We start from the raw sequence: 25,588 nt of genomic DNA on the forward strand, positions 1-25,588 counted from the left end.
ACCGGCCGCGATGCCGCGGGCGGCCGGGCTTATAGCATGTGCCTGACTGTTCGCAGCAAAAAAATGGCCTGATGGAGGCAAGCTTCAAGTAGGCACTGCGGCTGGACTTATCCAGCACGGCGTGGTCCGGATCGTGCCATGACAACGCGGATCCATGCTCCCCATCGGCGCGAGGTTTTGGCCGGCTTAGGGGCCTCGGCAGCCGGGCTGATCGTGGGCGGTGCAGGCCCATCCGTCACGGCCCAGCTCGCGCTGCAGGCGAGACCGGCAACGCTGGCTTTGAGACCGGGTCAGCCGGCTACACCAATCTGGGAGCTGGCCGCCGTAAGCCACCTCAGAGACGTGCGTCTCAAGCGTTTCGACCGCTGCCAGGTGGTCTTCAGCAACAACCTCCCTGTGCCGATTGCGCCAGTCTGGTACAGCCTCCACGCGCCGATGGCCGCCGACCCGCTTCGCGGCCGCGCCCCGGCAGCGCCGGATGCGACAGAAACATCAATTATTTCAGTGCCTAATGCAGGCACCCTGCTGGCCGACTTCCGCCTCTTCGAGCACCGCCTGCAGCAGCCCGCACGCGCGCTTCCGATCATCGTGGCCGAAACCGGCCCGGTCGCCGTCGATCGTGATGAGCTCCTGCTGATGCAGGAATGGCGCCTGCGGCCGGATGGCACCGCGGTCCCGCCGGGCCAGGACCCGAAGGACACGACGCCGCTTTACACAATCAACGGCAAGACTTCATTCGAACTCTCAGCTTCGGCGGGCGAGCGGCTGCGGCTACGCTTCATCAACGGCTCGCAACGCTCTGTTCTCGCAATCAAATTGGAAAACCACGAAGTCCGCGTGATGGCCCTCGACGGCCAGCCGGCCGAGCCGTTCCCCGCGCGCAACGGCGCGTTGGTGCTGGCCCCGGGTGCGCGGGCCGACGCCTTCGTGGATGCGGCCAGTTCGGCCCCGTTTATGCTGCATGACGGCAAGGCGGTGCGCCAGGTCGGACACCTGACTGTCTCCGGGAAGCTGGAGCGCGCTCCGCTGCCGCCGCCCCAACCGCTCCCGCCGAATGATCTGCCCGAGAAGCTCGAGCTGAGAGGCGCCCTGCGGTTCGATGTCGCGCTCGGTACGGCCGATGCCGGCTGGGCACGGCCCGCGACCTTCTCCACCGCCTCCGCCCCTGCCTTCCGCGCCAAGACCGGCCGCACCGTGGTCCTGGCGCTGCAGAACCCCGCCCCGGTCACCACCGTGTTTCACCTGCACGGCCACCATTTCCGGCTGCTCGACAAGCTCGACGACGGCTGGAAGCCCTATTGGCTCGACACGCTCGCGATCGAGCCTGGCCAGACCCAGCGCATCGCGTTCGCCGCGACCTCGCCCGGACGCTGGCTGATCGAATCCGTCGTGACCGACTGGGCCACGCCGCGGCTGGTGCGCTGGTACGGGGTGGAGTGAACGTTCAGTATTCGATGCCCAGCGCGTCATAGATCCGCCGGTGCACGGCCGACAGCGTCTCGGTCAGATCCTCCGCGATCAGGCCCGGCCCAGCTTCGCTTCCCGCCTCGCCATGCATCCAGACGCCGATGCTGGCGGCCTCGAACGCCGGCACGCCTTGCGCCAGGAGCCCGGCGATGATCCCGGACAGCACGTCGCCGGCGCCGGCCGTGGCGAGCCAGGGCGGCGCATTGGCGGCGATGGTGGCGCGGCCGTCGGGGGCGGCGATTGTGGTGTCCGGGCCCTTCAGCAGCACGACGGCGCCGCAGCGCTCGGCGGCGGCGCGGACGCGCTCGAGCTTGGAGCGGCCGGGATGCTTGTTGCTGAGGTCGGAGAACAGGCGCGGAAACTCGCCTTCGTGCGGGGTCAGCACCACCGCATTGTCCTGCGAGGACTTGATCGATTCGAACAGGCGCTCGGGGGTTGCGGCAAAGCTGGTCAGCGCATCCGCATCGAGCACCAGATGCCGCTGCGCGGTAAGCGCGGTGTGGACGAGATCGCAGGTGCGCTCACCGATGCCCGCACCGGGGCCGATGATGCAGGTGTTGTAGCGTTTGTCGCCGAGCAGCTCGCCGAACTCGATCGCGCTGTCGACGGGGCGAACCATCACCGCGGTGAGCGCGGCAGCATTGATTGCGAGCGCATCGCGCGGGCTCGCCAGCGTCACGAGGCCCGCGCCGGCGCGCAGCGCGCCGCGCGCGGCGAGCCGTGCCGCGCCGGTCGCGGCTGCATCGCCCGAGACCGCGAGCACGTGACCGCGCGCATATTTGTGGCCATCGATGCGCGGCACCGGAAAGGCCGCGCCCCAGAGATCCGGATCGTTCTCGAAGGTCTGCGGCGCGATCTCCTCCAGCACCTGCGCATCGATGCCGATGTCGGCAACGCGCACGCGGCCGCAATGCATGCGCCCGGGCAACAGCAGATGCGCCGGCTTCTTTCGGAAGAAGGTGACGGTCTCGGTGGCGTTCACCGCCACGCCCATCACGGCCGCGCTGGTGCCGTTGATGCCGCTCGGCAGGTCGACCGCCAGCACCGGGGCACCGTTGGCGTTGATCGCCTCGATCATGGCGCGCGCTTCGCCATCCACGGTGCGGCTGAGGCCGGCGCCGAACAGCGCATCGATGATCAGCGCAGGCCTGCCGATCGCCTGCGGGTTGAACGGCAGCACCGGGTGCTTCCAGCCGCGCGCGGCCGAGGCGGCATCGCCCTGGAGCTGGTCCCGCTCGCACATCAGGATCACCGAAACCTCGCGCCCCTGCGCGGCGAGCTCGGCCGCGGCCACGAAACCGTCCCCGCCATTGTTGCCGGGGCCGGCGACGATCAGGATCGGCCCCTCCTCCACCAGCGCATGGGCGGCCTCGGCGACCGCCTGGCCGGCGCTGAGCATCAGCTTGAAACCGGGCGTGCCGGCCGCGATGGCAAGCTGGTCGGCGCGCTGCATTTCGGCGTTGGTCAGAACTTCCATGCCACTTCCTAGTACAAACGCCTCTTGAACAGGCATCTTTTGCGCCGATCCGGCGGTGGGAACGTCGAAATGCACATATATTGAACCGTTTGCCTATTTTGCGGTCTTCGGTATTTTGTGCAGGTCGGCACCATCACTCAGAGATGCTCGTTAAAAGGCTGATAACGCTCCGATAATCAGGGCATTTGCAACTTGGCATAGACCCTGCTTTCGAGGAAGCCGCTTCGGTTCGTCGTGCTCACTGACATCTTGAAGGGCGTGGCCGGCCGTTGTTGCCGGACGGGTCAGGGATCCCGGCACAGAGAAGACAAGATCGTGCGTTGAGAAATGCGCGTCCTGACGAAGACGTTGCTATTGGATCGAAAGGCCGGGAGTCGCGCAGTGAAGAAAATCGAAGCCATCATCAAGCCATTTAAGCTCGACGAGGTGAAGGAAGCGCTTCAAGAAGTCGGTCTGCAGGGCATCACCGTCACCGAGGCCAAGGGCTTTGGCCGGCAGAAGGGTCACGCCGAACTTTACCGCGGCGCAGAATACATCGTCGACTTCCTGCCGAAGGTCAAAATCGAGATCGTGATCGGCGACGATCTGGTCGAGCGCGCCATCGACGCAATCCGCCGCGCCGCGCAGACCGGCCGCATCGGCGACGGCAAGATTTTCGTCTCCAACATCGAAGAGGCGATCCGCATCCGAACCGGCGAATCCGGGCTGGACGCTATCTGAACCGGGTGCTATCCCGCATTTTGCGACACTCTGACAAGAAATAAGGCTGCTTCGGCGGCCTGATTTCATTTGTGCGGTCGCGCGCGAGCTCGCCAAAAGCGAGAACAATCTTGCTCACCTGGAAACCGACCCGCAGAGCCATAAGGGGTATGCATGAAGACCGCCAAAGACGTCCTGAAATCGATCAAGGACAACGACGTGAAGTACGTCGACCTGCGCTTCACCGATCCGCGCGGCAAGTGGCAGCACGTCACGTTCGACGTCAGCATGATCGATGAAGACATCTTCGCCGAAGGGACGATGTTCGACGGCTCCTCGATTGCCGGCTGGAAGGCGATCAACGAGTCCGACATGTGCCTGATGCCCGATCCGGTGACCGCGACGATCGACCCGTTCTTCGCCGAGACCACCATGGTCATTACCTGCGACGTGCTCGAGCCGACCACCGGCGAGCCCTATAACCGCGACCCCCGCGGCATCGCCAAGAAGGCCGAGGCGATGGTGAAGTCGATGGGCGTGGGCGACGCCGTGTTCGTCGGCCCCGAAGCCGAGTTCTTCGTGTTCGACGACGTGCGCTTCTCCTCCACCCCCTACAACACCGGTTTCCGCCTCGACTCCTCGGAGCTGCCGACCAACTCCGACACCGAATATGAAGGCGGCAATCTCGGCCACCGCGTCCGCACCAAGGGCGGCTATTTCCCGGTGCCGCCGCAGGACTCGGTGCAGGACATGCGCTCGGAGATGCTGGGCGCCATGGCCAAGATGGGCGTCAAGGTCGAGAAGCATCACCACGAGGTCGCTTCCGCCCAGCACGAGCTCGGCATGAAGTTCGACACGCTGACGCTGATGGCCGACCACATCCAGATCTACAAGTACTGCATCCACCAGGTCGCGCACATCTACGGCAAGACCGCCACCTTCATGCCGAAGCCGGTCTACGGCGACAACGGCTCGGGCATGCACGTGCACCAGTCGATCTGGAAGGACGGCAAGCCGGTGTTTGCCGGCAACAAGTACGCCGACCTGTCGGAGACCTGCCTCCACTATATCGGCGGCATCATCAAGCACGCCAAGGCGATCAACGCCTTCACCAACCCGTCGACCAACTCCTACAAGCGTCTGGTCCCGGGCTATGAGGCCCCCGTGCTGCTCGCCTATTCCGCGCGCAACCGCTCGGCGTCGTGCCGCATCCCCTACACCGCGTCGCCGAAGGCCAAGCGCGTCGAGGTGCGCTTCCCCGATCCGCTCGCCAATCCCTATCTCGGCTTCGCCGCGATGCTGATGGCCGGCCTCGACGGCATCAAGAACAAGATGGATCCGGGTCCGGCGATGGACAAGGACCTCTACGATTTGCCGAAGGAAGAGCTGAAGCAGATCCCGACCGTGTGCGGCTCGCTTCGCGAGGCGCTCGAAAACCTCGACAAGGACCGCGCCTTCCTCAAGGCCGGCGGCGTGTTCGACGACGACTTCATCGACGCCTATATCGAGCTGAAGATGACCGAGGTCGAGCGCTTCGAGATGACCCCACACCCGGTCGAGTTCGACATGTACTATTCGGGCTAAGCGGTCCGAACTATCCGCGACAAGCAAAAGGCGCTTCCGGAAGGAGGCGCCTTTTCGTTTGAGGAGGCTCGACAGCTACCACGTCGCCGTGAACGCCCGCTGCAGCTCGGTCGGAGCCGTGGCGCCCGCTCGCGATCAGCACCTCGCCGCTTTCTGTTACGGGTTGTCAGGTCGCGGCATCAAATGGTCGAGCAGGCCGGTGGGGAGCGGAAACACCACGGTCGACGAGCGTTCACCGGCGATGTCGTGCAGAGCTGCGAAGTAACGCAACTGCATTGCCTGAGGCTCTTGCGCCAGGATCCGGCCGGCTTCGACGAGCTTTTCGGCGGCCTGCTGCTCGCCCATCGCATTGATCACCTTGGCTCGCCGCAAGCGCTCCGCCTCGGCCTGTTTGGCGATCGCGCGAACCATGGTTTCGTTGATATCGACGTCCTTGATCTCTATGCCGGTGACCTTGATGCCCCAGACGTCAGTCTGCTTGTCGAGGATCTCCTGGATATCGGCGTTCAACCTGTCGCGCTCGGCAAGCATCTCGTCGAGCTCATGCTTGCCGAGCACCGAACGCAACGTGGTCTGGGCGAGCTGGCTGGTCGCCGCCATGTAGTCGCCGACCTTGATGATGGCGCGCTCGGGGTCGACGATGCGGAAGTACAGGACGGCGTTGACCTTGACGGAGACGTTGTCCCGCGAAATCACGTCCTGCGGCGGCACCACCTGCACCATCACCCGCAGATCGACCTTGACGAGTTGCTGCACGATCGGGATGAGGAGTATCAGGCCCGGGCCCTTCACACCGGTAAAGCGGCCGAGCGTGAAGACGACGCCGCGCTCGTATTCGCGCAGGATTCGAATGGCCTGGGATAGAAACACGATGACAAGCAGCGCAAGCGCCGCATACGTCAGATATTCCAGCGTCATGATGTACCTCCCTCGCCTGTCCTGGCGGGTGTGCGGCGTATCAGCAGCGTCAGGTCGACGACATTGGCGACCTCCACCGTCTCTCCGGGCTTGAAGGTTTCGGCGCCGCGCGCCTGCCAACGCTCACCATGGGCGAAGACATGACCTTCGTTCCCGTTCCAGTCGAGAACCTCGGCGGGTAAGCCGCGCATGGCCTGTGCGCCGACCAGCGCAGGAGCTTTGCGGGCGCGCCGAAGTGAGCCAAGCACGATCAGAGCAAAGCCGCTGAACACGACCGCAGTGGTGCCGATCACCCACCACGACAGTTGGTACCCAGGCGCCTCGCTCCTGAAGAGCATCATTGCTCCCAGCACGAAAGCGATGATCCCGCCGAACCCGACCACCAAGGTCGGGTTGAAGACTTCGACGGTGAGAAGCACAAGTCCCACCAGCATCAGGGCGAGGCCGGCATAGTTGATCGGCAGCAAATTGAGCGCGTAGAGGCCGATCAGCAGGCAGATCGCGCCGATAACTCCGGGGGCGACGGCTCCGGGAGACATGAACTCGAAGATCAGGCCGTAGATGCCGACCATCAGGAGAATGAACGCCACGTTCGGGTTGGTGATGACCGCCAGGAACCGGGATATCTGTCCGGGCTCGATGGCTTCGACGACAGCATCCTTTGTTGCGAGGCGTTGCGTCTTGCCGCCTGCGAGCTCCACCACACGGCCATCAACCTGCCGCAGCAATTCAGCCTGATCGCGCGCGACGAGATCGATGGCATGTGCCTCCAGCGCGCCGTTGGCGGAGAGTGTTGCGGCCTCGCGGACCGCCCTCTCCGCCCACTCCGCATTGCGGTTGCGCAGCTCGGCGAGGCTTCGGATGAAGGCGACGGCATCGTTCGTGGCCTTCGCCGTCATCGCGTCCTTCGGCTCATCCTTCTTGTCTTTGCCATCCTTGTCGGGTGTGCCGCTCGGCAGGCCCGGCAGCGGTCCGCCAATCTGGACCGGCGTCGCCGCACCGATGTTGGTACCTGGTGCCATCGCCGCGATGTGGGTCGCGTAAAGGATATAGGTCCCCGCACTCGCCGCGTGGGCCCCGGAGGGAGCGACGTAGCCAATGACAGGGACGTGCGAGGCGAGCACATCAGCGATGATCTCGCGCATGCTGGAATTGAGCCCGCCGGGCGTGTTCATCCTCAGAAGCACGACCTCGGCGCGCCGTTCGCTCGCCATGGCCAAAGCCTCCCGGACGTAGCTGGCTGACGCCGGGCCAATCGCCCCGTCGATCGAAACAACAAGGGCTACGCGCTTGCTCTCCTCCGCTGAGCTGGGAAGGAGGCAGCAGCTCAAAGCCACGACGGTGATCGCCGCAACGAGGGCCGCCTTCATGGTCTGCACGGCACGGGCTCCCTTGCAGAGCATATGGTAATTCTTCTCATGAACCTCAATGCTGCGCGCGGAGATCAACATTGCGATTGTGCAACGCAATGGGAATGCCCATGCAGGATTGCGGAGGCGCTCGGCCTCGGCGAGCGTACGTTGAACCGAAAATTCCAGGACTCACGCACGAGCCGCCGCAATCCTTCATCATGCGCAGCCGTGTCGAGCACGCGCGCACCCTGCTGGAATCGACGACGCAGCCGATCAAGACGATCGCGCGCGCTGCCGGCTATGAGGATGAGAGCAGCTTCCGCAAGCTGACACTGATGTCACGCAATCCTATCGTGCGCGACGGATGGAGCGGGCGGTGTGAGGTTGGTGCCGGTGGCATGACCGATGGACGCAGTCCGGTCGCGGCGCTCTCGCTGGGCACAGCCTGAGCGCATCTACGATTTAACACGGTAGAGAAATCCTGCGCCAAGGAGCGGCCATCAGCTTTCGTTCTGCATCTGACTCCAATTCGTTCTCAAAGAACAAATCAGAGCCGCAAAAACCAGGACGGAGCATTTCCTACTGATTGGTTTACTCCGTCGGAAATTCGGGATGCACCTTGGATAAACAGTCCTCGTAGGGCGGATTAGCCGAAGGCGTAATCCGCCTACTGCGTGCGACGCTCACGCACGTTCGCCAAAGTTACCATCCGCGTTGCTATCTCCTGCCCAATCCGCCGGAAACAGTCCGGCCTCGACATCTCGGTGAAATGACGAATGCGGCCAATCCAACACGCGGGTCACATATCCGTGCTTGACTGGGTTGATGTAGCAATACTCGATATGGCGTGCATAGTCGGTTTCGTCGCGGATGAGGTGCTCCCAGAACCGGTTCTGCCATACGCCACGCTCCCGTCTTGCGATCTGTACAGCGGTTAAAGGCTCTGTCTTCGGCAGGGACTTCGCGAAGCGCATTTTGATCAATCTCCACCGCATCGAAAAGTCGGCATCGCCGCGGGAAAGCGTCCAGACCGCATGAAGGTGGTCCGGAAGCACGACAAACGCATCGATAGTGAACGAATACCCGACGGGTCGCTGCAACGGCCGCGCGCAGCGCTGCGATGTGCTCGACGAGCAGCCGCTGCCTACGATCATGAAGATTGACCGTGAAGAACCAGCAGCCACCTGGAACAAATGCACGGCGGCATTGCAGCTGCCCCATGAACTAAAGATGGCGGATTACGCCTTCGGCTAATCGGCCTACTCAGTCCAAGCCGAGTGCGCAACGTGGCAGAAGCTGGATTCCCGGCTCTGCGCCGCAACGCTCCGCGTTGCAGCTGGTCCGGGACACGACCGCGGCTACGCCTCCGCCTTCTGCCTTGTCACCAGCGCCTCGCCAAAGGCCTCGAACAGCTTGCGGTTGATCGGATTGTGCTGCGGGTCGTACTCCGCGTGCCATTGCACGCCGAGGGCAAAGCTCGGGGCTTCCGCGATGCGGATCGCCTCGATGGTGCCGTCCTCGGCGATGCCTTCGATCAGCACGCGCTTGCCGGGATCGAGGATGCCCTGTCCATGCAGCGAATTGACCCGGATCTTCTCGCAGCCGAGGATCGTGGCGAAGGCGCCGCCGGGCGTCAGCTCGACGTCGTGACGGTCGGCGAACACCACGGTCGGATCGGGATGGATCTCGCCGTTCTCGAGCCGGGGCATGCGGTGGTTCATGCGGCCGGGGATCTCGCGGATCTCGGGATGCAGCGAGCCGCCGAAGGCGACGTTCATCTCCTGCAGGCCGCGGCAAATGCCGAACAGCGGAATGCCGCGGGCGACGCAGGCGACCGACAGGGCCAGCGCGACCTCGTCGCGGTGGATGTCGTAGGGCTCGTGCTTCTCGCAGGGATCGACGTTGAAGCGGGTCGGGTGAACGTTGGCCCGGGCCCCTGTGAGGATGATGCCGTCGACGGTATCGAGCAGCGCCGGGATATCCGTGATGTCGGGGGCTCCAGCGAACATCAACGGCAAGCCGCCGGAGACTTCGGCCACGGCGCGCAGGTTTCGCTCGCCAACCATCTGGACCTGAAATCGATTCTCGACGCGATAGGAATTCCCGATCACGCCGACGACCGGCTTTCTCATCTGTCGTTCCGCGCCTCCCGATAAGAAGATTCCCCAAAGATGCCCCTCCGATGGAACAAATTCAACAGAGGGGATCGCGGGACGGCAATGCTATTTTCGCGCAAATGCCTCCCGGGCGCCCAACCCGCCCTCCACGGGCAGACCCGCGGCCCTCAGCGCAATTGCCGCTGTCTCGCCCGGCGCGGCCAGCCAGGGAAGCTTGGCCTCGATTCCGCGCGTCACGGGCTCCCCGAGCACGCCTCCGAAGTCGATCGGCCAGAACCCGTTGGGCACCACCTCGGCGGAGAAGCCGCGGATCGCATAGCCCTCGCCCAGGATTGCCTCTGCCTTGTCGCTGGCGACAAGGCGCGCGGTGTTGGGATCCCCGAGATCGCCAAAGCTCACGAGCACGGGGATGAGCTCTCCTTGCACCGGGACAATGCCGGTCTGCCGGCTCATGTCCTTGAACGACACCCGGCTGCCGCGCGCGGCGCCATAGGCGCGGAGCGCCACATAGTTGATGTCGTCGAGGTCGAGCTTGGCGCCCTGCTGGTGCGCCAGCAAGACCACGATGTTCTTGCCTTGGCCGAGATCGACGAACACGGCCTCCCCGCGCGTCGTGGTGCGGCCGCTGCGGTTATAGTTGCGATCGGGCACGACAGCGAGAATGGCCGACCCGGTCTTGATCCCGGCGGGCGTCGTCACCTCGACCGTTAGGCGGTATTTGTGGTCCGGCCGGTTGATCCGGATCTGGTCGCCGCCGACGAGCAAAGCCAACAGCCCGAGCAGACCGGCCCACTTGCTGATAACGCCCAAGCGCTCCTCACTTCCTTTTCGCCACCGCTCTGCACCGTTCGCGCGGCAGCGTCAAACCGGCGCGTTGCCGCTTGTGATCGCGGGGCTATCGCATTTGAGGGGCTTTTCCCTGCAGTCATCCTTCGAGACGCCCGCTTTAGGCGGGCTCCTCAGGATGAGGGCGGAGTGCGTGGCTACAGTTTCAACAGGCACTGATCCAGATTAACCTCATCCTGAGGAGGCGAAGCGCCGTCTCGAAGGACGAGGCGTGCGCGCAGGCCGCCGCCAAAAGTGATCTGCGATAGCCCTGCTCTTGATCGGAAGCGTGTTTGTCGAAAGAGTGCTCCCATTGCAGCCACCAAAGACAGGATACGATGTGACCTTTCCCGCAGATGAACGATCCCGCTCCCGTGCCGACCTCGCGCGGGATCAGGCCTGGGCGATCGCGGCCGGAGGCATCGGCGTCGTTCTGTTCACCGCGCTGCTCGCCTTCACCTGGTATTTTGCCGCCACCCTGCTGCTGATCTTCACCGGCATGCTGCTCGGCCTCGGTCTCAACGCTCTGGTCAATGCGCTCGGCCGCCGGGTCCAGCTGCCTCACACGATCCGGCTTGCAATCGTCTGCGTTGCGCTCGCTTTGCTGCTCGCGGGCGTCGCCTATCTCGGCGGCGCCACCATTGCCGAACAGGCCTCGCTGCTGAGCAAGACCATCAAGTCGCAGATCACCAATGTCAGGTCCCTGCTCGAGAGCCACGGCATCGACACCAGCTTCTTCGACCTCGGCAACGCTGCCTCGGACCCCGCCGCCAACGCGTCCTCGGAGGCAACGCCCGCGCCGGCAACGCCTTCGCGCGCTCCGCTGCCCAGTGCCGGCACGCTCGCCTCCAGCGGCGGTGCGATCGTGAGCCAGACATTCAAACTGCTGCTCGGCACCATCCACGGCGTCGGCAACATCTTCATCGTGCTGTTCCTGGGCCTGGCCTTCGCCGCCCAGCCCAGCGTCTATCATGACGGCCTGCTGTTCCTGGCACCGGCGCGGCACCGTACCCGTTTCGCCATCGTCATCGACCGTATCGCTGAAACGCTCGAGCGCTGGCTGATCGCCCAGATCATCGTCATGATCGCGGTCGGTGTCGTAACCTGGATCGGACTTGCCGTCATCGGCATCCCCGGCGCGTTCATCCTAGGAATCCAGGCGGGCCTGCTCGCCTTCATCCCCACGGTGGGAGCCATCATCGCCGGCGTCATCGTGGTGCTGGCGAGCCTGGCCTCGGGCTGGATCCCCGCTTTGTCGGCATTTCTGCTGTTCATGGGCGTGCACGCCATGGAAAGCTACGTGCTGACGCCGATCCTGCAGCGCCAGGCACTCGACATCCCGCCGGCCACGCTGTTCGCGTTCCAGATCCTGCTGGGCGTCGTGTTCGGCATCTGGGGCCTGGCGCTGGCGCTCCCGCTGGTGGCGATCGCCAAGGTCATGATCGACCATGTCAAGACCTACGAGGCGTCGCCTCTCGCGGAGGCGGCCTAGAGCATGATCCGGACCCGGAGGGCCGCGTTAACGCAAAGTGTGGAGCGGTTTTCCGATAAGATCGTGCTCCCGAGATAAAGCCTCAGGTCGTCAGCACGGTCTCGGTGTGCTCGACCTCGGGAGGCGCGGCAAAATACTGGCCGACCAGGCCGCGCCATTCGGTGAAATTCTCCGAGCCGCGGAAGTCCACGGTGTGGTTCTCCAGCGTCGCCCATTTCACCATCAGCCGGTAGCGCTGCGGCTTCTCGATCGACTTGTGCAGCTCGAAGCCGTGAAAGCCCTTGGAGCGGCCGAAAGCGGCCTTGGCCTTGGCAACGGCGGCCTCAAAATCCTTCTCGCTGCCCGGCTTGACGTCGATTTGCGCGATCTCGGTGATCATCGGCTTTTCCACCCTGTTTGTTCGATGCCCGTGTCTAGCGTAGCCGGCGCCAAAGAAAAAGGCGCCGAAACGGCGCCCTGCCCGGCCAAATTGCGGGTGCGTCAGGCGAACAGCAGGACCGTGCCCGCGACGATCAGCGCACAACCCGCGAACAGCACGAACGGCCAGTAGCTGCGTTGCTGCGTGTAGCGTCCTTGCGCGCGACGCTCGGTGATCAGCGCGCTCTCGTATTCGTCCGCAGTGGAGAACAGACAGGCGAAACCGCCGCGGGCCGAGGCAGCTTCGGCTTCGAGCGACATCAGGGCGGCTTGCGGATTCCGTCGACGGATCGATTCCATGACCACGATGGTAGGGATCGAATGGTAAACAGAGATTTACCGCAAGCCCGCCCTGCATGCTCACGCGGTGACCGGACGCGCCTGCGATGCGCCGGTCCGCGCCGCGCTCTGGCGGCGCCAGTTCTCCAGCGACAGCGGCAGCTCCTCGGCCGCCTCGACGCGGTTGCGGCCGCCGCGCTTGGCCTGGTAGAGCGCGGTGTCCGCCGAGGCCAGCAGCACCTCCAGCTCGGTGCCGGCCGGACCTCCGGCAACGCCGATGCTGACGGTGGTATCGACCGGACCTTCGTCGACCACGACGCCGGAGGTCTCGAACGCCTCGCGCACGCGCTCGGCGACCAGCACGCCCTCCTCCAGTGAGCATGGCAACAGCGCGGCGAACTCCTCGCCGCCGATGCGGCCCGACAGGTCGGAGATGCGCAAATTGCTGACCACGACGGTGGAGAACAGCTTCAGCATCTCGTCGCCGGCGGGATGGCCGAAGCGGTCGTTGATCGATTTGAAATGGTCGATGTCGAAGATCATCACGGTCACCGGCCGCCCGGCCTTGGCCTCGCGCTCGATCACGCGCGCACAAGCCTCCGAGAAGCCGCGCCGGTTGAGCATGCCGGTCAAGGGATCGGTCGATGCCGCCGTCCGGTGCGCGGTGACGGTGCGTTCCGACACCAGCATGAAGATCACGAACACGGTACCGACGGCATAGAGTATGAGCTCGACCGCGAACACGGTGACCCAGATGCTCGAGGAGAAGCCGGCATCATGCGGGCGCAGGAAGCTGCCGATCAGGATCGGCAGCATCAACACGCAGCCGTGCATCACCGGCATCACGAAGGCGGGCCAGCGCCGTTGCACGCTCTTGCGCCGTTCGGTCCAGAGCTCGCTCGCCGTCAGGGCCGCGTACACCGAGACGATGCCGGCACCGACGAGCATGCGCAGCATCGATGAAGCGGGATCGAGCAGCGTCGCAGCCGCGACCCAGGCGAGCGCGCCGAGCACGAGCCCCGGCCAGTTCGGGTTGCGGCCGTGGAAGACGCGCGCTGCGTTCCAGACCATGCCGCAGGCGACGAAACCGACCGCGTTCAGTGCGAGGTAAATGTGCGGCCCCAGCCTGTCGCCCGCCGCGGTCCATAGCGCGACGGAGGCGGCACCGAGCAGATAGGCGGTGCCCCACCATTTCAGCGCCGGGCTGTTCTCCTGCTTGCCGAAAAACACCATCATGGCGCCGAGCAGTGCGGCGACCATGGTGGCGACCAAATAGAGCGTGATGCTATCGAGCGACATCATGTCGGCCCCCTCTAGAACATAGCAGTTACGCGATCGGCCCAGCCGATTTGCGCGCCCTTCCGAAGGCGACGCTAGGTCTCGCGGGTTCCATTCAGGTTTTCGCCGGTCCCCAAGTTTTCGGGAAACACGCCATCAATTTGCATACAAACGAACAACAAAAAGGGCGCTGAAATCAGCGCCCTTTTGCATCTCATTGAAGCCGCTTTCGCGGCGAATGCGACAAAAGCGATTAACGCTTCGAGAACTGGAAGGACCGGCGGGCCTTGGCCTTGCCGTACTTCTTGCGCTCGACCACGCGCGAGTCGCGGGTGAGGAAGCCGCCCTTCTTGAGCACGGAGCGCAGCTCCGGCTCGAAATAGGTGAGCGCCTTGGAGATGCCGTGACGGACCGCGCCGGCCTGGCCGGACAGGCCGCCGCCGGCGACGGTGCAGATCACGTCGTACTGGCCCGAACGCTGGGCCACGGAGAACGGCTGCTCGATCATCATGCGCAGCACGGGACGGGCGAAATAGACCTCGACCTCGCGCGAGTTGACGGTGACCTTGCCGGCGCCCGGCTTGATCCAGACGCGGGCGACCGCGTCCTTGCGCTTGCCGGTGGCGTAAGCGCGGTTGAACTTGTCGACCTTCTTCTCGTGCTTGGGCGCCTCGGGCGCGGCCGCCGTCTTGAGCTGCGAGAGCTGGTCGAGCGACTGAATGGATTCGGCCATGTTATGCGGCCCTCGTGTTCTTGCGGTTCAACTTGGCGATATCGATCTTCTCGGGCTGCTGCGCCTCGTGCGGATGATCGGCGCCGCCGTAGACACGGAGGTTACCCATCTGCACGCGGCCGAGCGGACCACGCGGGATCATGCGCTCGACGGCCTTCTCGAGCACGCGCTCGGGATGACGCCCTTCGAGGATCTGGCGCGCGGTGCGCTCCTTGACGTGGCCGACATAGCCGGTGTGCTTGTAGTAGGTCTTCTGCTCGCGCTTGCGACCGGTGAGGACCGCATGCTGCGCGTTGATGATGATGACGTTGTCGCCGCAATCGACGTGCGGGGTGTAGGTCGGGAGGTGCTTGCCGCGCAGGCGCATGGCGACGATGGTGGCGAGGCGGCCGACGACCAGACCCTTGGCGTCGATCAGCACCCACTTCTTCGTCACCTCAGCCGGCTTTGCCGAAAAGGTTTTCATGTCGGAGTTTCCGTGGACGGGAGATATCGGCGCGAACACCGCACCAGACTGCGCGCGGTTCTAGAGAAGAGCGGCGCAACGGTCAATGCCCCAGAGCCGAAAATAACTAAGCAAACTCAATAACTTAAAAATATGGTGCGATATTACCTGTAAAAAGCTCAAACGTTTGGAATGGAATAGGTCGAGGTGACATGGGCGATCGGATCGGGTGAGGTCCCGGACAAGAGGTTCACCTCCCCGACCGCAAGGCGCTTGCCGAGCTTGAGCAGCCGGGCCTCGGCCAGCACGTCCTGCCCGGGCTGGCCCTTGCGCAGGAAGTTGATGTTGAGATTGGTGGTGACGGCGAGCCCGATCGGCCCGATCGCGGACAGCAGCACCACGTACATCGCGAAATCCGCGAGCGCCATCAGCGTCGGCCCGGACACGGTTCCCCCGGGCCGCAACATCCGTTCGCTGTAGCGCTGGCGCAAGAGGCTGGTCTGGCCGTCCGCGCTCTCGATCGTGATGTCGTCACCGCTGAAGGCCTGGGGAAACTCGTCACGGAGGAACCGCTCGAGCTCCGCCACGCTCATTTTCGCTAACGCCATGCCGTCCCCACCCTCGCTTCGCCTGCCCTGTTACATTAAGTTATCGGTGTCATCCAATTGCAATCATCTAGCGGAAGTCGCGTCAATGTCCGTTCAGGCCGCCCGCGCCCCCTCCCCGCAACCGCCGATCCTGCTGCGCGAGATCGTCGGCAGCGTCGCCGTGCTCACGCTGAACCGACCAGCCGCGCGCAACAGCCTTTCCGAGGCGATGATCGGACAGCTGCATGCGAGCCTAAACGCAATCGCGGAAGACAAGCACATCCGCGCGGCCGTCATCGCGGCCAACGGCCCCGCTTTTTCCGCCGGCCACGACATAAAGGAACTGACCGCGCGCCGCACCGATCCGGATCGGGGTCGGGCTTATTTTGCGCAGATCATGACGGCCTGCAGCGCGATGATGCAGGCGGTCGTGCATCTGCCGAAGCCCGTGGTCGCGGCCGTCCAGGGCATCGCAACCGCCGCCGGCTGCCAGCTCGTCGCCAGCTGCGATCTTGCGATCGCATCGCACGAGGCGAAGTTCGCCACACCCGGCGTCGATATCGGCCTGTTCTGCTCGACCCCGATGGTGGCGCTGTCGCGCAACGTGCCGCGCAAACAGGCCATGGAGATGCTGCTGACGGGCGAGCCTGTCACGGCCGAGCGCGCCCGCGACATCGGGCTCGTCAACCGCGTCGTTCCCGCCGGCACCGAACTCGGCGCCGCGATCGAGCTCGCGCAACAGGTCGCGTTGAAATCCGCCTACACGATCAAGCTCGGCAAGGAGGCCTTCTACCGCCAGGCCGAGATGAGCCTTGCAGACGCCTATCGCTATGCCGCAGAGGTGATGACCGAGAACATGATGGCGCGCGACGCCGAGGAAGGCATCGGCGCCTTCATCGAGAAGCGCGCGCCGACATGGCGGGATGAATGACCCCCGCCAACAAGAAAAGATAAGTGATGAACCACGACGCCTATCCCGACAATTATATCCGCGGCATCCTCAACAGCGTGAAATCGATCGCGATGGTCGGGGCATCACCGGTCAATGTGCGGCCGAGCTATTTCGCGTTCAAATACCTGATGCAGCGCGGCTACGACATGATCCCGGTCAATCCCGGCCATGTCGGCAAGGAGCTGCTCGGAAAGCCGTTCGTCGCATCACTGTCGGATATCGGCCGCCCCGTCGACATGGTCGACATCTTCCGCAACTCCAGCCACATCATGCCCGTCGTCGAGGAGGCGCTCACGCTCGACCCGCTGCCGAAGGTGATCTGGATGCAGCTCGGCGCGCGCGACGATGCGGCGGCCGCGAAAGCGGAATCAGTCGGGATCAAGGTGGTCATGAACCGCTGCCCCAAGATCGAATATGGCCGCCTGTCGTCAGAAATCTCCTGGATGGGCGTGAATTCGCGCACGCTCAGCTCCAAGCGCGCGCCGGCGCCGACGCAGGGCATGAGGCTGTCCCTCAATCGGATGAGTGTCGGCGGTGGCGACACCGCCGCATCGGATCGCGCTGCGAAGAACAAGAGCGAGCAAAGCTGACGCGATTGCGAAGGCTTCGTTCGCAAACGCGACAATGCGCAGCACGATCGTTCCCAAAATGATTCCGATGTGACGCCGCGCCTTGACGGCGGGCACGGCGCCGATCAGCATGCCGCGCGAATTTCAGGCCACAAGAACAGGACGCCCAAATGAGCGATCGCCTTCCGGGATTTTCAACGCTCGCCGTGCATGCCGGTGCACAGCCCGACCCCACCACCGGCGCGCGCGCGACTCCGATTTATCAAACGACCTCTTTCGTCTTCAACGATGCCGATCACGCCGCCTCGCTGTTCGGCCTGCAGGCGTTCGGCAACATCTATACCCGCATCGGTAATCCTACCAATGCGGTGCTGGAAGAGCGCGTCGCCGCGCTCGAAGGCGGCACGGCCGCGCTCGCGGTCGCTTCCGGCCATGCCGCGCAGGTCGTGGTGCTGCAGCAGCTGCTTCAACCCGGCGACGAATTCATCGCCGCGCGAAAGCTCTATGGCGGCTCGATCAACCAGTTCACGCACGCCTTCAAGAGCTTTGGCTGGAACGTGGTGTGGGCCGATCCCGACGATATCGCGAGCTTCGAGCGTGCGGTGACGCCGCGCACGAAAGCGATCTTCATCGAGTCCATCGCCAACCCCGCCGGCAGCATCACCGACATCGAGGCGATCTCGACCGTGGCGCGCAAGGCGGGCGTGCCGCTGATCGTCGACAACACGCTGGCTTCGCCCTATCTGATCCGTCCGATCGATCATGGCGCTGACATCGTCGTGCACTCGCTGACGAAATTCCTGGGCGGCCACGGCAACTCGCTCGGCGGCATCATCGTCGATGCCGGCACCTTCGACTGGTCCACGGGCGGCAAGTACCCCATGCTCTCGGAGCCGCGCCCGGAATATCACGGCATCCGGCTGCAGGAGACCTTCGGCAATTTCGCCTTCGCGATCGCCTGCCGCGTGCTGGGCCTGCGCGACCTCGGACCGGCGTTGTCGCCCTTCAACGCCTTCATGATCCTGACCGGCATCGAGACTCTGCCGCTGCGCATGCAGAAGCACTGCGACAATGCCAAAGCCGTTGCCGAATACCTCGCGGGACATCCGGCGGTGGCCTCGGTGAGCTATGCCGGGCTGCCGAGCGACAAGTACAATCAGCTCGCGCGCAAATACGCACCAAAGGGCGCCGGCGCGGTGTTCACCTTCAGCCTGAAGGGCGGCTATGACGCCGGCGTCAGCCTGGTGTCGAAGCTGCAGTTGTTCTCGCACCTCGCCAATGTCGGCGACACCCGCTCGCTGGTGATCCATCCGGCCTCGACCACGCACAGCCAGCTCGACGACGCCGCCAAGATCAAGTCCGGCGCCGGCCCGGACGTGGTCCGGATCTCGGTCGGTATCGAGGACAAGGAAGACCTGATCGCGGATCTGGAACAGGCGCTGGGGACGTAGCGCCTGGGAACGACGGCGGCCGTTTTGGCCGCCGTCGGTTAACCCTCATTAACCATATCTGCCTCATACATCGTGCTTGGATCGCCCCTTTGATTCGGAGCCGACGATGCTGCGCTGGATGGTGCCCGCTCTGGCTGTGATGCTGACGGCCTCGGCGGCCATTGCCGCCGATCTGCCGGCGACGCCGAAGCGGCGCGCGGCCGGGCCGCCGCAGGACCCACCTCAGGTCTATGTCGAGACCGATCCGGATGCGCTGATCTCGCCGGCCTACGGCATCGGCAGCTACATCCGCAACCTGCCGGGCACGCCGCTGCTGCCGGGCTCCCACACCTTGCCTGGCTATTACGGCCGCCCCTGGAGCTACGATTATCAGGGCGCCTATTACGGCGGGAAACAGGTCGATTATTTCTGGCGCCTGCCCTATGCGTGCGGCGTCTACGGCTATTGCTGATCAGCCGGGCTGATGGTGATCAGCCGGGCTGACCCACGGGGACCGCGCGCGGCTGCGCCTGCACAGACTGCCGTGACGCCAGCCGCTCCACCTGCATCACTGCCAGCGTCAACACCACGATCGCAACCGCCTGGTGGGTCAGCGCGAGATCGATCGGCACCTGGTTGAGCAGCGTGAGGATGCCGAGCACCGCCTGCACGCTCACCGCCGCGAACAGCCACAACGCGCCGCTCGCGGCCGCACCTGCACGCGAGCGCACCGCGTCGATCGCATGCAGCAGCGCCAGCACGATCAACACGTAGGCGGTCATGCGGTGCTCGAACTGCACCGTCAGCACATTGTCGAACATGTTGCGCCACCACGGCGTCTCGAACCACAGCCGTTCCGCCGAGGGGATGAGCGCCCCATCGATCTCAGGCCAGGTGTTGTAGGCCCGCCCGGCACGCAAGCCCGCGACCAGCGCACCGAAATAGATCTGCACGAAGGTCACCGCGAGCAGCACCGCGCTCGTGAACCGCAGCCGAGCCGGCGCCGCGATCTGCGGCCGCTGCTCGAGCCGCCGCACCGTCCAGACGATCCCCGCGAAAATCAGGAGCGCGAGCGAAAGATGCGTCGCCAGCCGATATTGCGACACCTCGGTGCGTTCCGTCAGGCCCGAGGCCACCATCCACCAGCCGACCGCCCCCTGGAGGCCACCGAGCGCAAACAGCAGCCACAGCCTGCGCTTCAGCTCACCCGACAGTCCGCCGCGCCAGAGGAAGAACAGGAACGGCAGCAGATAGGCGACGCCGATGAAGCGGCCGAGCAGCCGGTGGCTCCACTCCCACCAGAAGATCGTCTTGAACTCGGACAGGCTCATGCCTGAATTCAGCTCGCGATATTGCGGGATCTTCTTGTAGGCCTCGAACGCCTCGGCCCATGCCGCTTCCGACAGCGGCGGAACACTGCCCGTGACCGGCTTCCATTCGACGATCGATAGGCCCGATTCCGTCAGTCGTGTCGCACCGCCAACCAGCACCATCAGTGCGATCAGCGCGGCCACACAGATCAGCCACCAGCGCACGGCGCGATGCGGCTCGGATGGGGCGGAATTCGTCGTCATTTCAAGGACAAAACCAAGCCTGTGGCGAAGAGACTTGAACCCGGTTGAGTGCCCCTTATAGTCCCCCGCTCCCGCAGCGCAAGTAACGCGAAAGCCTTAAAGTTCCCGCCATGACGATCCGCACCCGCAAGTTCCTCGGCGCCATCCTGCTCCTGGTGCTGGCCACCGTTTGGGCCCTGCTCGGCATGGCGGCGGCGCAGATGCCGTGGATCGCCGAATCCGGCTGGCGGCAGGCGATCTACTACGTCGTGGTCGGCATGGGCTGGGTGCTGCCGGCGATGCCGATCGTGAGCTGGATGCAGCGGCCCGATCGCCTCAGGTCTGGCTCGTAGCGCTCCCGGTCGGCCGCACCGGCGCAAAAGCGGCGCCCGACACCAGCACGCGCAGCATCCGCAGCGAGCGCACCCGCCCGTCCCAGGAGATCCGCGGCAGCGCGCGCAAGTTCGTCCGTCCCTCCGCCTCCACGATGCCCGGGATCGTCGAGGCCGCGCTGGCGAAGCCCGCCTGCTCCGCCATCACGACGTGGCTGCGCCGGAACGAAGCGCGGTCGCCGAACGGATAGGCGAAATGCCTGATCTCGCGGTTGAAAGCCGATTCCGCCACGGCCTTGCCCATCGTCATCTCGCGCAGTGCGGCCGCGTCCTTCATGTTGGCCAGCATCGGATAGTTCACCGTTGCGCTGCCGATCGTCACGAGCGGATCGCCGGCGAGCCTGGCGAGGTCCTCCCAATCCATCGACGCCTCGCGCGAGAGCGCGGCGAGGTCGATCCGGTAGCGCGTACAGAGATCGGCGATCGCGGCCGACAGATCCGCCGGCGGCAGCGAGCGCAGCCAGCTCTCCAGATGCGAGAACAGCGCCTGCTTCCCGGCCTTGTCGGCGACCGTGAAGCGCTGCTCCTTGTCGCCCATCATCAGGTCGATGCGGCTCTCGCGCGCGATCACCTGCTCCAGGGCGAGCCACCAGGCCTCGCCGACGCCGTCGGGAAAAGCGGTCGGCACATAGATCGTAAAAGGCACGGCGTGACGCGCCAGCACCGGATAGGCGAAGGTGATGAGATCCTTGCCGGCGCCATCGAAGGTCAGCGCCACGAAGCGACGCTTCTCCGGCAGCATCACCGCGCGCCGGCAGACCTCGTCCATGCCGAGAAAATCGTAGTTCCACCGCTTCAGCGCGCGGATGGCGCGATCGAGGAATTGCGGCGTAATCTCGTGCTCGCGCAACGGCTGAAATCCGCGCCGCCGAGGCCGCACGTAGCGGAAACGCAGGATGGCGCCGGCACCGCGACTGCGCAGCATGGCCTGGCCGGTGAACCAGGCCAGCTCGAGGCGCAGCCGTTCCAACCATCTGTCGTCGGAAGCCAAAATCCCACCCTTCGCCCGCGCCGGCGGTCAGTTCCCTCGCCCCAGTCATTACCCTTTGTTGACCTTTGTTTGCAAAGGTCGGCCACGGGCCGAAATACGTATTTTCGATTTCTCGACAGGTTTCGCGAATGACCATGGCTGCGGCGATGCAAAGCCGGACGGCAGAAGCGCCAGCGCGGTCGAGAGCGAGCCGTATCGCGCGAGTGGAGATCGTCACGGATCTCGCCGAGGCCGAGGCGGTCTGGCGCGGCTTCGAGGCGAGCGGCCATCTCTTCACGCCCTACCAACGCTTCGACCTGCTCGATCCGTGGCAGCGGCTGGTCGGCGCCCGTGAAGGTGCCCGGCCGTTCATTGTGATCGCCCGCGACGCCGATCGGCGCCCGCTCCTGCTGCTGCCGCTCTCGCTGCGGCAGGGCCACGGCGTGCGCACCGCCGGCTTCATGGGCGGCAAGCACACAACCTTCAACATGGGCCTGTGGAACGCCGAGTTCGCAGCCGAGGCCGCCAGCGCCGATCTCGATGCACTGCTTGCGCCGCTCGGCGAGCACGCCGACGTGCTCGCACTGACACAGCAGCCCGAGCGCTGGCACGACCAGCAAAACCCGTTTGCAGCCCTGCCGCAGCAGCGCCCGATCAACGGTTGCCCGCGACTGGTGATGGAGCCGGGCGGCCCGCCGGCCTCGCGGATCAGCAATTCCCTCCGCCGCCGCCTCAAGAGCAAGGAGAAGAAGCTTCAGTCCCTGGCCGGCTACCGCTATCACGTGGCGACGTCGGACGCAGACATCATCCGCCTGCTCGACTGGTTCTTCCGTGTCAAGCCGGCGCGGATGGCGGAGCAGAAGCTGCCGAACGTCTTCGCCGAACCCGGCGTCGAGCAGTTCGTCCGCAGCGCCTGCCTCGCACCGCGCGGCGAAGGTCATGTCATCGACATCCATGCGCTGGAATGCGACGAGGAGGTGATCGCGATCTTCGCCGGCGTCGCCGACGGCGAGCGCTTCTCGATGATGTTCAACACCTACACGATGTCCGAGCACGCCCGCTACAGCCCCGGCCTGATCCTGATGCGCTACATCATCGACCGCTACGGCGAACGCGGCTACCGCTCGCTCGACCTCGGCATCGGCTCGGACGATTACAAGCGGATGTTCTGCAAGGACGACGAGGCGATCTTCGACAGCTTCGTCCCCCTGACCTCGCGCGGCAAGCTCGCGGCCATGGCGATGTCCTCGCTCAGCCACGGCAAGCGGCTGGTGAAGCAGAACCAAATGCTGTTCGACATGGCCCGCCGGCTACGGCAGGCGTTCGGGTAGCTCTTTCCACTTGCACGGCTGTCTTCCCTTCTCCCCTTGTGGGAGAAGGTGGCGCGAAGCGCCGGATGAGGGGTATGCCTCCGCGAGCTCGAATGGAAAGGTGAACTCGCGGAGAGATACCCCTCACCCGTCTCGCCGCTAACGCGGCGAGCCACCCTCTCCCACAAGGGGAGAGGGTAAGAAAGCCTACGCCGCCACCACGCGCGGCGTCTCGACGGCATCGGACGGCTGCACCGGCTTGCTCAGCATCGCCACCGCGCTGAAGCCGACGGCTCTAAGCTGCTCGCACATCTGCGCGCGCGCATCCGCCGCCATCGACGCATCGGGCACCACGACGGCGCGGGCATGGGCCGTCAACAGGTCGGCCGGCAGGTCCGAGGCGCTGCCGGCATCGATCAGCACGTGATCGTAGGCGCGCAGCAGCGCGTCGATCGCGAGTGCGACGCGCGGCGACTGCAGCAGGCTGCGGTCGAAACCGGGACGGCCGGCCATCACCAGATGCAGCCGCGACAGCTTGTCCCGGGTGATGACTTGCGCGAACGAGGCCTCGCCCTGCATCAGCTCGGCAAGGCCGGGAGCCTGCGCATCGGCGGAGACTGCGGCAATGGTCGGCGAGGACACGGCGAGATCGACCACGACGACGCGTGCATCGCGCGCCAGGTTCCGCGCCAGCGTCAGCGTCGACAGCGTGATGGCGTCGCCCGGCGCCGTGCCGAGCACCGTAACCTTCTTGGCCGCAGCGCCCGCGGCACGCAGATCGTCGGCCAGACGCTCGATCTCGGCGAATTCACTCGTATCCAAATCGGCCGCCATCTCCGGCTGCAGCGGCGCGGGCTCCGCCAACACCGGATCGAGCATTGGTTCGCCGCCCCTGTCGACCACGGGCTCGATGGCCCGCTGAACGACCAGCGGCTCCTGGCGCACCGGCGTCTGCGCGGAGCCCATTGCCGCGCCCGGCGCGGTCTGGCGCAGCAGCTCGCCGGTGACGACGACGCCGGACGAGAGCAGCAGCGTTGCGATCGTTGCGATCAGCACGATCGGCAGCTTCTTCGGATAGGCCGGCGTGTTCGAGACGATGGCGCGCGAGATGATGCGGCCGTCAGTCGGCGCGGTGTCGATGGTCTCGCGGGTGTTGGCCTCGCGGTACTTGGCAAGATAGGTCTCGAGCAGATCACGCTGCGCCTTGGCCTCGCGCTCCAGCGCGCGGAGCTGGACGTCCTGGCCGTTGGTGGAGGCCGCCTGCTTCTTGAGCTGCTCGAGGCTCACGGTGAGGCCATCGACCCGACCGCTGGCGATGCGGGCGTCGTTCTCGAGCGAGCGCGAGATCTTGGCGGCTTCATCGCGGATCTGATTGTCGAGGTCGCCGAGCTGAGCCTTCAGCTCCTTGATGCGGGGATGATTGCCGAGCAGCGTCGACGATTGCTCAGCGAGCTGCGCCCGCAGCGTCACCCTCTGCTCCGACAGCCGGCGCATCAATTCGGAGTTCACGACCTCGGACGCCTCGATCGGCTTGCCGCTCTGGAGCATCTCCTTGATCAGCCGTGCCTTGGATTCCGCATCCGCTTTCATCGAGCGCGCATTGTTGAGCTGGGTATTGACCTCGCCCATCTGCTGGTTCGACAGCGTGGTGTTGTTGGTTCCGACGAACAGGCTGGACTTGGAACGGAAGTCCTCGACCCTGGCTTCGGCGTCCGAGACCTTCTTGCGCAAACTCTCGATCTCGCCGGCCAGCCATTGGCTGGCGTTCTTGGCCTGCTCCTGGCGCGCGGCCTGCTGCAGCACGAGATAGCCGTCGGCGATCGAGTTGGCGACGCGCGCGGCGAGCTCGGGATCGGCGGACTGGAATTCGACCACGATCACGCGCGACTTGTCGACGGCGTAGGCCGAAAGTCGCTCGTAATAGGAATCGAGCACGCGCTCTTCCGGCGTCATCGCGAACGGATCGCGGACGATGCCGACGAGCGCGGCAAGCGATTTCAGCGGCGAGATGCCCTGCAGCACCGGGTCGAATTCGGGGCGCTCGGCGAGCTTGTTCTTCTTGATGATCTCGCGCGCCAGATCGCGCGACAGCACCAGTTGCACCTGGCTGGTGACGGCCTCGGCATCGAGCGCCTGCCGCTCCTCGGTGCGGTCGCTGTTCGGACGCAGGAACACGTTCTCGCGGCCGTCGATCAGAATCCGGGTTTCAGATTTGTAGCGCGGCGTGACGAGATTGACGATGGCGAGCGAGGCAACGAGCGCCAGCACCGTCGGCACGATGACCCAGCCGCGCTTGCGCGCCAGGGCCGCACCGAGCGCGTGCAGGTCGATGTCGCCGGATTCGACCTGCCCAGGCTTGGCGATGACGGGCGCGGGCTTCGCTTCGGGCTTCGCTTCGATCTTGGCCTCAACCTTGGCTTCGATCTTTTCGGCTTCCGCTTCGTGCTTTTCGGCCCTCGTTTCGCTCTTGGGCGCAGCTTCGCCTTTGGACTTCGCGACGGCCCGCGCGATCACAGCCTTGTCCTTGCCGGCACGCCAGAACGCTAAACGCATCGAACACTCCCGCAGGGCAACACTGCGACTCTACCTCAACCGGGGCGATTACACTCCATTAAGGTTGCCGCTGGGTTAATCGTGACGACCCGCGCCTTGTGCACGTCGACCCGTCACCGTTTGTTAACCACGAGGCCCCTTAATCCATCTCGATTTTTCACGAGAATTGTTCGGCAAGTCGCCGTCGAG

At 64.9% G+C, this 25,588-nt stretch carries 25 protein-coding genes and 1 pseudogene; 11 read left to right on the forward strand and 15 right to left on the reverse strand.

Going from position 1 to position 25,588, the window contains the following annotated elements; genetic code table 11:
• Positions 1-138: 138 nt before the first annotated feature.
• Positions 139-1,440, forward strand: coding sequence for a multicopper oxidase family protein (locus I6F28_RS13180; RefSeq protein WP_225140072.1), 1,302 nt, complete (start codon positions 139-141; stop codon positions 1,438-1,440).
• A 4-nt stretch (positions 1,441-1,444) separates the two neighbouring features.
• Here the strand turns inward: I6F28_RS13180 and I6F28_RS13185 are convergent, their stop codons facing one another.
• Complete coding sequence (locus tag I6F28_RS13185) at positions 1,445-2,944, reverse strand: NAD(P)H-hydrate dehydratase (RefSeq protein ID WP_225140073.1); 1,500 nt, start codon at positions 2,942-2,944, stop codon at positions 1,445-1,447.
• 381 nt (positions 2,945-3,325) lie between these two features.
• Here I6F28_RS13185 and I6F28_RS13190 point away from each other — a divergent pair, with 381 nt between their 5' ends.
• Entirely contained in the window at positions 3,326-3,664 is a 339-nt protein-coding gene (locus I6F28_RS13190) for a P-II family nitrogen regulator (protein WP_007603495.1), read from the forward strand.
• Positions 3,665-3,817: 153 nt separating this feature from the next.
• Positions 3,818-5,227 (forward strand): type I glutamate--ammonia ligase, encoded by a 1,410-nt coding sequence (gene glnA / locus I6F28_RS13195; protein WP_036010292.1) that lies wholly within the window; start codon positions 3,818-3,820, stop codon positions 5,225-5,227.
• Between the two features lie 156 nt (positions 5,228-5,383).
• Here the strand turns inward: glnA and I6F28_RS13200 are convergent, their stop codons facing one another.
• Together I6F28_RS13200 and I6F28_RS13205 are read right to left on the reverse strand one after the other, a co-directional pair.
• On the reverse strand, positions 5,384-6,145 hold the full coding sequence (locus I6F28_RS13200) for a slipin family protein (protein WP_036010294.1): 762 nt from the start codon (positions 6,143-6,145) through the stop codon (positions 5,384-5,386).
• Complete coding sequence (locus tag I6F28_RS13205) at positions 6,142-7,524, reverse strand: NfeD family protein (RefSeq protein ID WP_225140074.1); 1,383 nt, start codon at positions 7,522-7,524, stop codon at positions 6,142-6,144. The genes I6F28_RS13200 and I6F28_RS13205 overlap by 4 nt, the downstream gene beginning before the upstream one ends.
• A gap of 191 nt (positions 7,525-7,715) precedes the next feature.
• Between I6F28_RS13205 and I6F28_RS13210 the strand changes: the two genes are divergently transcribed.
• Positions 7,716-7,946, forward strand: coding sequence for a hypothetical protein (locus I6F28_RS13210; protein WP_249781910.1), 231 nt, complete (start codon positions 7,716-7,718; stop codon positions 7,944-7,946).
• A gap of 234 nt (positions 7,947-8,180) precedes the next feature.
• Here the strand turns inward: I6F28_RS13210 and I6F28_RS13215 are convergent.
• The 3 genes and pseudogenes from I6F28_RS13215 to I6F28_RS13225 all read right to left on the reverse strand — a co-directional run bounded on the left by I6F28_RS13215 (position 8,181) and on the right by I6F28_RS13225 (position 10,424).
• A pseudogene (locus tag I6F28_RS13215) lies at positions 8,181-8,718 on the reverse strand (REP-associated tyrosine transposase).
• 137 nt (positions 8,719-8,855) lie between these two features.
• The gene (locus I6F28_RS13220; RefSeq protein ID WP_036025392.1) at positions 8,856-9,629 is read right to left on the reverse strand and encodes a gamma-glutamyl-gamma-aminobutyrate hydrolase family protein; all 774 of its coding nucleotides are present in this window, start codon (positions 9,627-9,629) and stop codon (positions 8,856-8,858) included.
• Positions 9,630-9,719: 90 nt separating this feature from the next.
• Complete coding sequence (locus I6F28_RS13225; protein ID WP_225140075.1) at positions 9,720-10,424, reverse strand: hypothetical protein; 705 nt, start codon at positions 10,422-10,424, stop codon at positions 9,720-9,722.
• Positions 10,425-10,779: 355 nt separating this feature from the next.
• Between I6F28_RS13225 and I6F28_RS13230 the strand changes: the two genes are divergently transcribed.
• Complete coding sequence (locus I6F28_RS13230) at positions 10,780-11,931, forward strand: AI-2E family transporter (RefSeq protein ID WP_225140076.1); 1,152 nt, start codon at positions 10,780-10,782, stop codon at positions 11,929-11,931.
• Positions 11,932-12,013: 82 nt separating this feature from the next.
• Here I6F28_RS13230 and I6F28_RS13235 read toward each other — a convergent pair whose 3' ends face one another.
• From I6F28_RS13235 to I6F28_RS13260, 6 genes are all read right to left on the reverse strand, one after another.
• On the reverse strand, positions 12,014-12,310 hold the full coding sequence (locus tag I6F28_RS13235) for an antibiotic biosynthesis monooxygenase family protein (protein ID WP_025036647.1): 297 nt from the start codon (positions 12,308-12,310) through the stop codon (positions 12,014-12,016).
• A 101-nt stretch (positions 12,311-12,411) separates the two neighbouring features.
• On the reverse strand, positions 12,412-12,648 hold the full coding sequence (locus I6F28_RS13240) for a hypothetical protein (RefSeq protein WP_036010312.1): 237 nt from the start codon (positions 12,646-12,648) through the stop codon (positions 12,412-12,414).
• Positions 12,649-12,708: 60 nt separating this feature from the next.
• Positions 12,709-13,929, reverse strand: a complete 1,221-nt coding sequence (locus I6F28_RS13245) for a GGDEF domain-containing protein (protein ID WP_036010314.1) — start codon at positions 13,927-13,929, stop codon at positions 12,709-12,711.
• 229 nt (positions 13,930-14,158) lie between these two features.
• Positions 14,159-14,638 carry a 30S ribosomal protein S9 gene (rpsI, locus tag I6F28_RS13250; RefSeq protein ID WP_018642439.1) on the reverse strand — a complete coding sequence of 160 codons (480 nt, stop codon included), beginning with the start codon at positions 14,636-14,638 and terminating at the stop codon, positions 14,159-14,161.
• A gap of 1 nt (position 14,639) precedes the next feature.
• Positions 14,640-15,104: a 50S ribosomal protein L13 gene (gene rplM / locus I6F28_RS13255; protein WP_018642440.1), complete on the reverse strand. Its 465-nt coding sequence runs from the start codon at positions 15,102-15,104 to the stop codon at positions 14,640-14,642.
• Positions 15,105-15,262: 158 nt separating this feature from the next.
• The gene (locus tag I6F28_RS13260; protein WP_024341189.1) at positions 15,263-15,691 is read right to left on the reverse strand and encodes a PaaI family thioesterase; all 429 of its coding nucleotides are present in this window, start codon (positions 15,689-15,691) and stop codon (positions 15,263-15,265) included.
• Positions 15,692-15,776: 85 nt separating this feature from the next.
• On the opposite strand from I6F28_RS13260, the gene I6F28_RS13265 reads away from it, so the two are divergent.
• From I6F28_RS13265 to I6F28_RS13280, 4 genes are all read left to right on the forward strand, one after another.
• Complete coding sequence (locus I6F28_RS13265; protein WP_225140077.1) at positions 15,777-16,601, forward strand: enoyl-CoA hydratase; 825 nt, start codon at positions 15,777-15,779, stop codon at positions 16,599-16,601.
• 26 nt (positions 16,602-16,627) lie between these two features.
• Positions 16,628-17,212, forward strand: a complete 585-nt coding sequence (locus I6F28_RS13270) for a CoA-binding protein (protein ID WP_036010322.1) — start codon at positions 16,628-16,630, stop codon at positions 17,210-17,212.
• Between the two features lie 149 nt (positions 17,213-17,361).
• Positions 17,362-18,642, forward strand: coding sequence for an O-acetylhomoserine aminocarboxypropyltransferase (locus I6F28_RS13275; RefSeq protein WP_036010324.1), 1,281 nt, complete (start codon positions 17,362-17,364; stop codon positions 18,640-18,642).
• A 106-nt stretch (positions 18,643-18,748) separates the two neighbouring features.
• On the forward strand, positions 18,749-19,093 hold the full coding sequence (locus I6F28_RS13280) for a hypothetical protein (protein ID WP_036025406.1): 345 nt from the start codon (positions 18,749-18,751) through the stop codon (positions 19,091-19,093).
• 19 nt (positions 19,094-19,112) lie between these two features.
• Here the strand turns inward: I6F28_RS13280 and I6F28_RS13285 are convergent, their stop codons facing one another.
• Positions 19,113-20,195, reverse strand: a complete 1,083-nt coding sequence (locus I6F28_RS13285; RefSeq protein ID WP_109143558.1) for a COX15/CtaA family protein — start codon at positions 20,193-20,195, stop codon at positions 19,113-19,115.
• A gap of 110 nt (positions 20,196-20,305) precedes the next feature.
• Between I6F28_RS13285 and I6F28_RS13290 the strand changes: the two genes are divergently transcribed.
• Positions 20,306-20,527: a DUF2842 domain-containing protein gene (locus I6F28_RS13290; RefSeq protein WP_036010340.1), complete on the forward strand. Its 222-nt coding sequence runs from the start codon at positions 20,306-20,308 to the stop codon at positions 20,525-20,527.
• On the opposite strand, the gene I6F28_RS13295 is transcribed toward I6F28_RS13290, so the two are convergent.
• Positions 20,511-21,557: a polysaccharide deacetylase family protein gene (locus tag I6F28_RS13295; protein ID WP_225113083.1), complete on the reverse strand. Its 1,047-nt coding sequence runs from the start codon at positions 21,555-21,557 to the stop codon at positions 20,511-20,513. The two genes, I6F28_RS13290 and I6F28_RS13295, sit on opposite strands and share 17 nt — an antisense overlap.
• Positions 21,558-21,685: 128 nt before the next feature.
• On the opposite strand from I6F28_RS13295, the gene I6F28_RS13300 reads away from it, so the two are divergent.
• Entirely contained in the window at positions 21,686-22,867 is a 1,182-nt protein-coding gene (locus I6F28_RS13300; RefSeq protein WP_225140078.1) for a GNAT family N-acetyltransferase, read from the forward strand.
• 186 nt (positions 22,868-23,053) lie between these two features.
• Here I6F28_RS13300 and I6F28_RS13305 read toward each other — a convergent pair whose 3' ends face one another.
• Positions 23,054-25,399 carry a GumC family protein gene (locus I6F28_RS13305; protein WP_225140079.1) on the reverse strand — a complete coding sequence of 782 codons (2,346 nt, stop codon included), beginning with the start codon at positions 25,397-25,399 and terminating at the stop codon, positions 23,054-23,056.
• Positions 25,400-25,588 lie beyond the last annotated feature (189 nt).

This window comes from Bradyrhizobium sp. NBAIM14, from assembly GCF_020193895.1.
Lineage (GTDB): Bacteria > Pseudomonadota > Alphaproteobacteria > Rhizobiales > Xanthobacteraceae > Bradyrhizobium > Bradyrhizobium yuanmingense.

Bases quoted from the DNA above. Each gene is read 5' to 3' on its own strand.
- I6F28_RS13275 (WP_036010324.1), top strand. From the start codon at position 17,362: ATGAGCGATCGCCTTCCGGGATTTTCAACGCTCGCCGTGCATGCCGGT.
- I6F28_RS13220 (WP_036025392.1), bottom strand. From the start codon at position 9,629: ATGAGAAAGCCGGTCGTCGGCGTGATCGGGAATTCCTATCGCGTCGAG.
- I6F28_RS13200 (WP_036010294.1), bottom strand. From the start codon at position 6,145: ATGACGCTGGAATATCTGACGTATGCGGCGCTTGCGCTGCTTGTCATC.
- I6F28_RS13245 (WP_036010314.1), bottom strand. From the start codon at position 13,929: ATGATGTCGCTCGATAGCATCACGCTCTATTTGGTCGCCACCATGGTC.
- I6F28_RS13240 (WP_036010312.1), bottom strand. From the start codon at position 12,648: ATGGAATCGATCCGTCGACGGAATCCGCAAGCCGCCCTGATGTCGCTC.
- I6F28_RS13265 (WP_225140077.1), top strand. From the start codon at position 15,777: ATGTCCGTTCAGGCCGCCCGCGCCCCCTCCCCGCAACCGCCGATCCTG.
- I6F28_RS13280 (WP_036025406.1), top strand. From the start codon at position 18,749: ATGCTGCGCTGGATGGTGCCCGCTCTGGCTGTGATGCTGACGGCCTCG.
- I6F28_RS13185 (WP_225140073.1), bottom strand. From the start codon at position 2,944: ATGGAAGTTCTGACCAACGCCGAAATGCAGCGCGCCGACCAGCTTGCC.
- I6F28_RS13270 (WP_036010322.1), top strand. From the start codon at position 16,628: ATGAACCACGACGCCTATCCCGACAATTATATCCGCGGCATCCTCAAC.
- rplM (WP_018642440.1), bottom strand. From the start codon at position 15,104: ATGAAAACCTTTTCGGCAAAGCCGGCTGAGGTGACGAAGAAGTGGGTG.
- rpsI (WP_018642439.1), bottom strand. From the start codon at position 14,638: ATGGCCGAATCCATTCAGTCGCTCGACCAGCTCTCGCAGCTCAAGACG.
- I6F28_RS13235 (WP_025036647.1), bottom strand. From the start codon at position 12,310: ATGATCACCGAGATCGCGCAAATCGACGTCAAGCCGGGCAGCGAGAAG.
- I6F28_RS13300 (WP_225140078.1), top strand. From the start codon at position 21,686: ATGACCATGGCTGCGGCGATGCAAAGCCGGACGGCAGAAGCGCCAGCG.
- I6F28_RS13260 (WP_024341189.1), bottom strand. From the start codon at position 15,691: ATGGCGTTAGCGAAAATGAGCGTGGCGGAGCTCGAGCGGTTCCTCCGT.
- I6F28_RS13180 (WP_225140072.1), top strand. From the start codon at position 139: ATGACAACGCGGATCCATGCTCCCCATCGGCGCGAGGTTTTGGCCGGC.
- I6F28_RS13285 (WP_109143558.1), bottom strand. From the start codon at position 20,195: ATGACGACGAATTCCGCCCCATCCGAGCCGCATCGCGCCGTGCGCTGG.
- glnA (WP_036010292.1), top strand. From the start codon at position 3,818: ATGAAGACCGCCAAAGACGTCCTGAAATCGATCAAGGACAACGACGTG.
- I6F28_RS13305 (WP_225140079.1), bottom strand. From the start codon at position 25,399: ATGCGTTTAGCGTTCTGGCGTGCCGGCAAGGACAAGGCTGTGATCGCG.
- I6F28_RS13290 (WP_036010340.1), top strand. From the start codon at position 20,306: ATGACGATCCGCACCCGCAAGTTCCTCGGCGCCATCCTGCTCCTGGTG.
- I6F28_RS13210 (WP_249781910.1), top strand. From the start codon at position 7,716: ATGCGCAGCCGTGTCGAGCACGCGCGCACCCTGCTGGAATCGACGACG.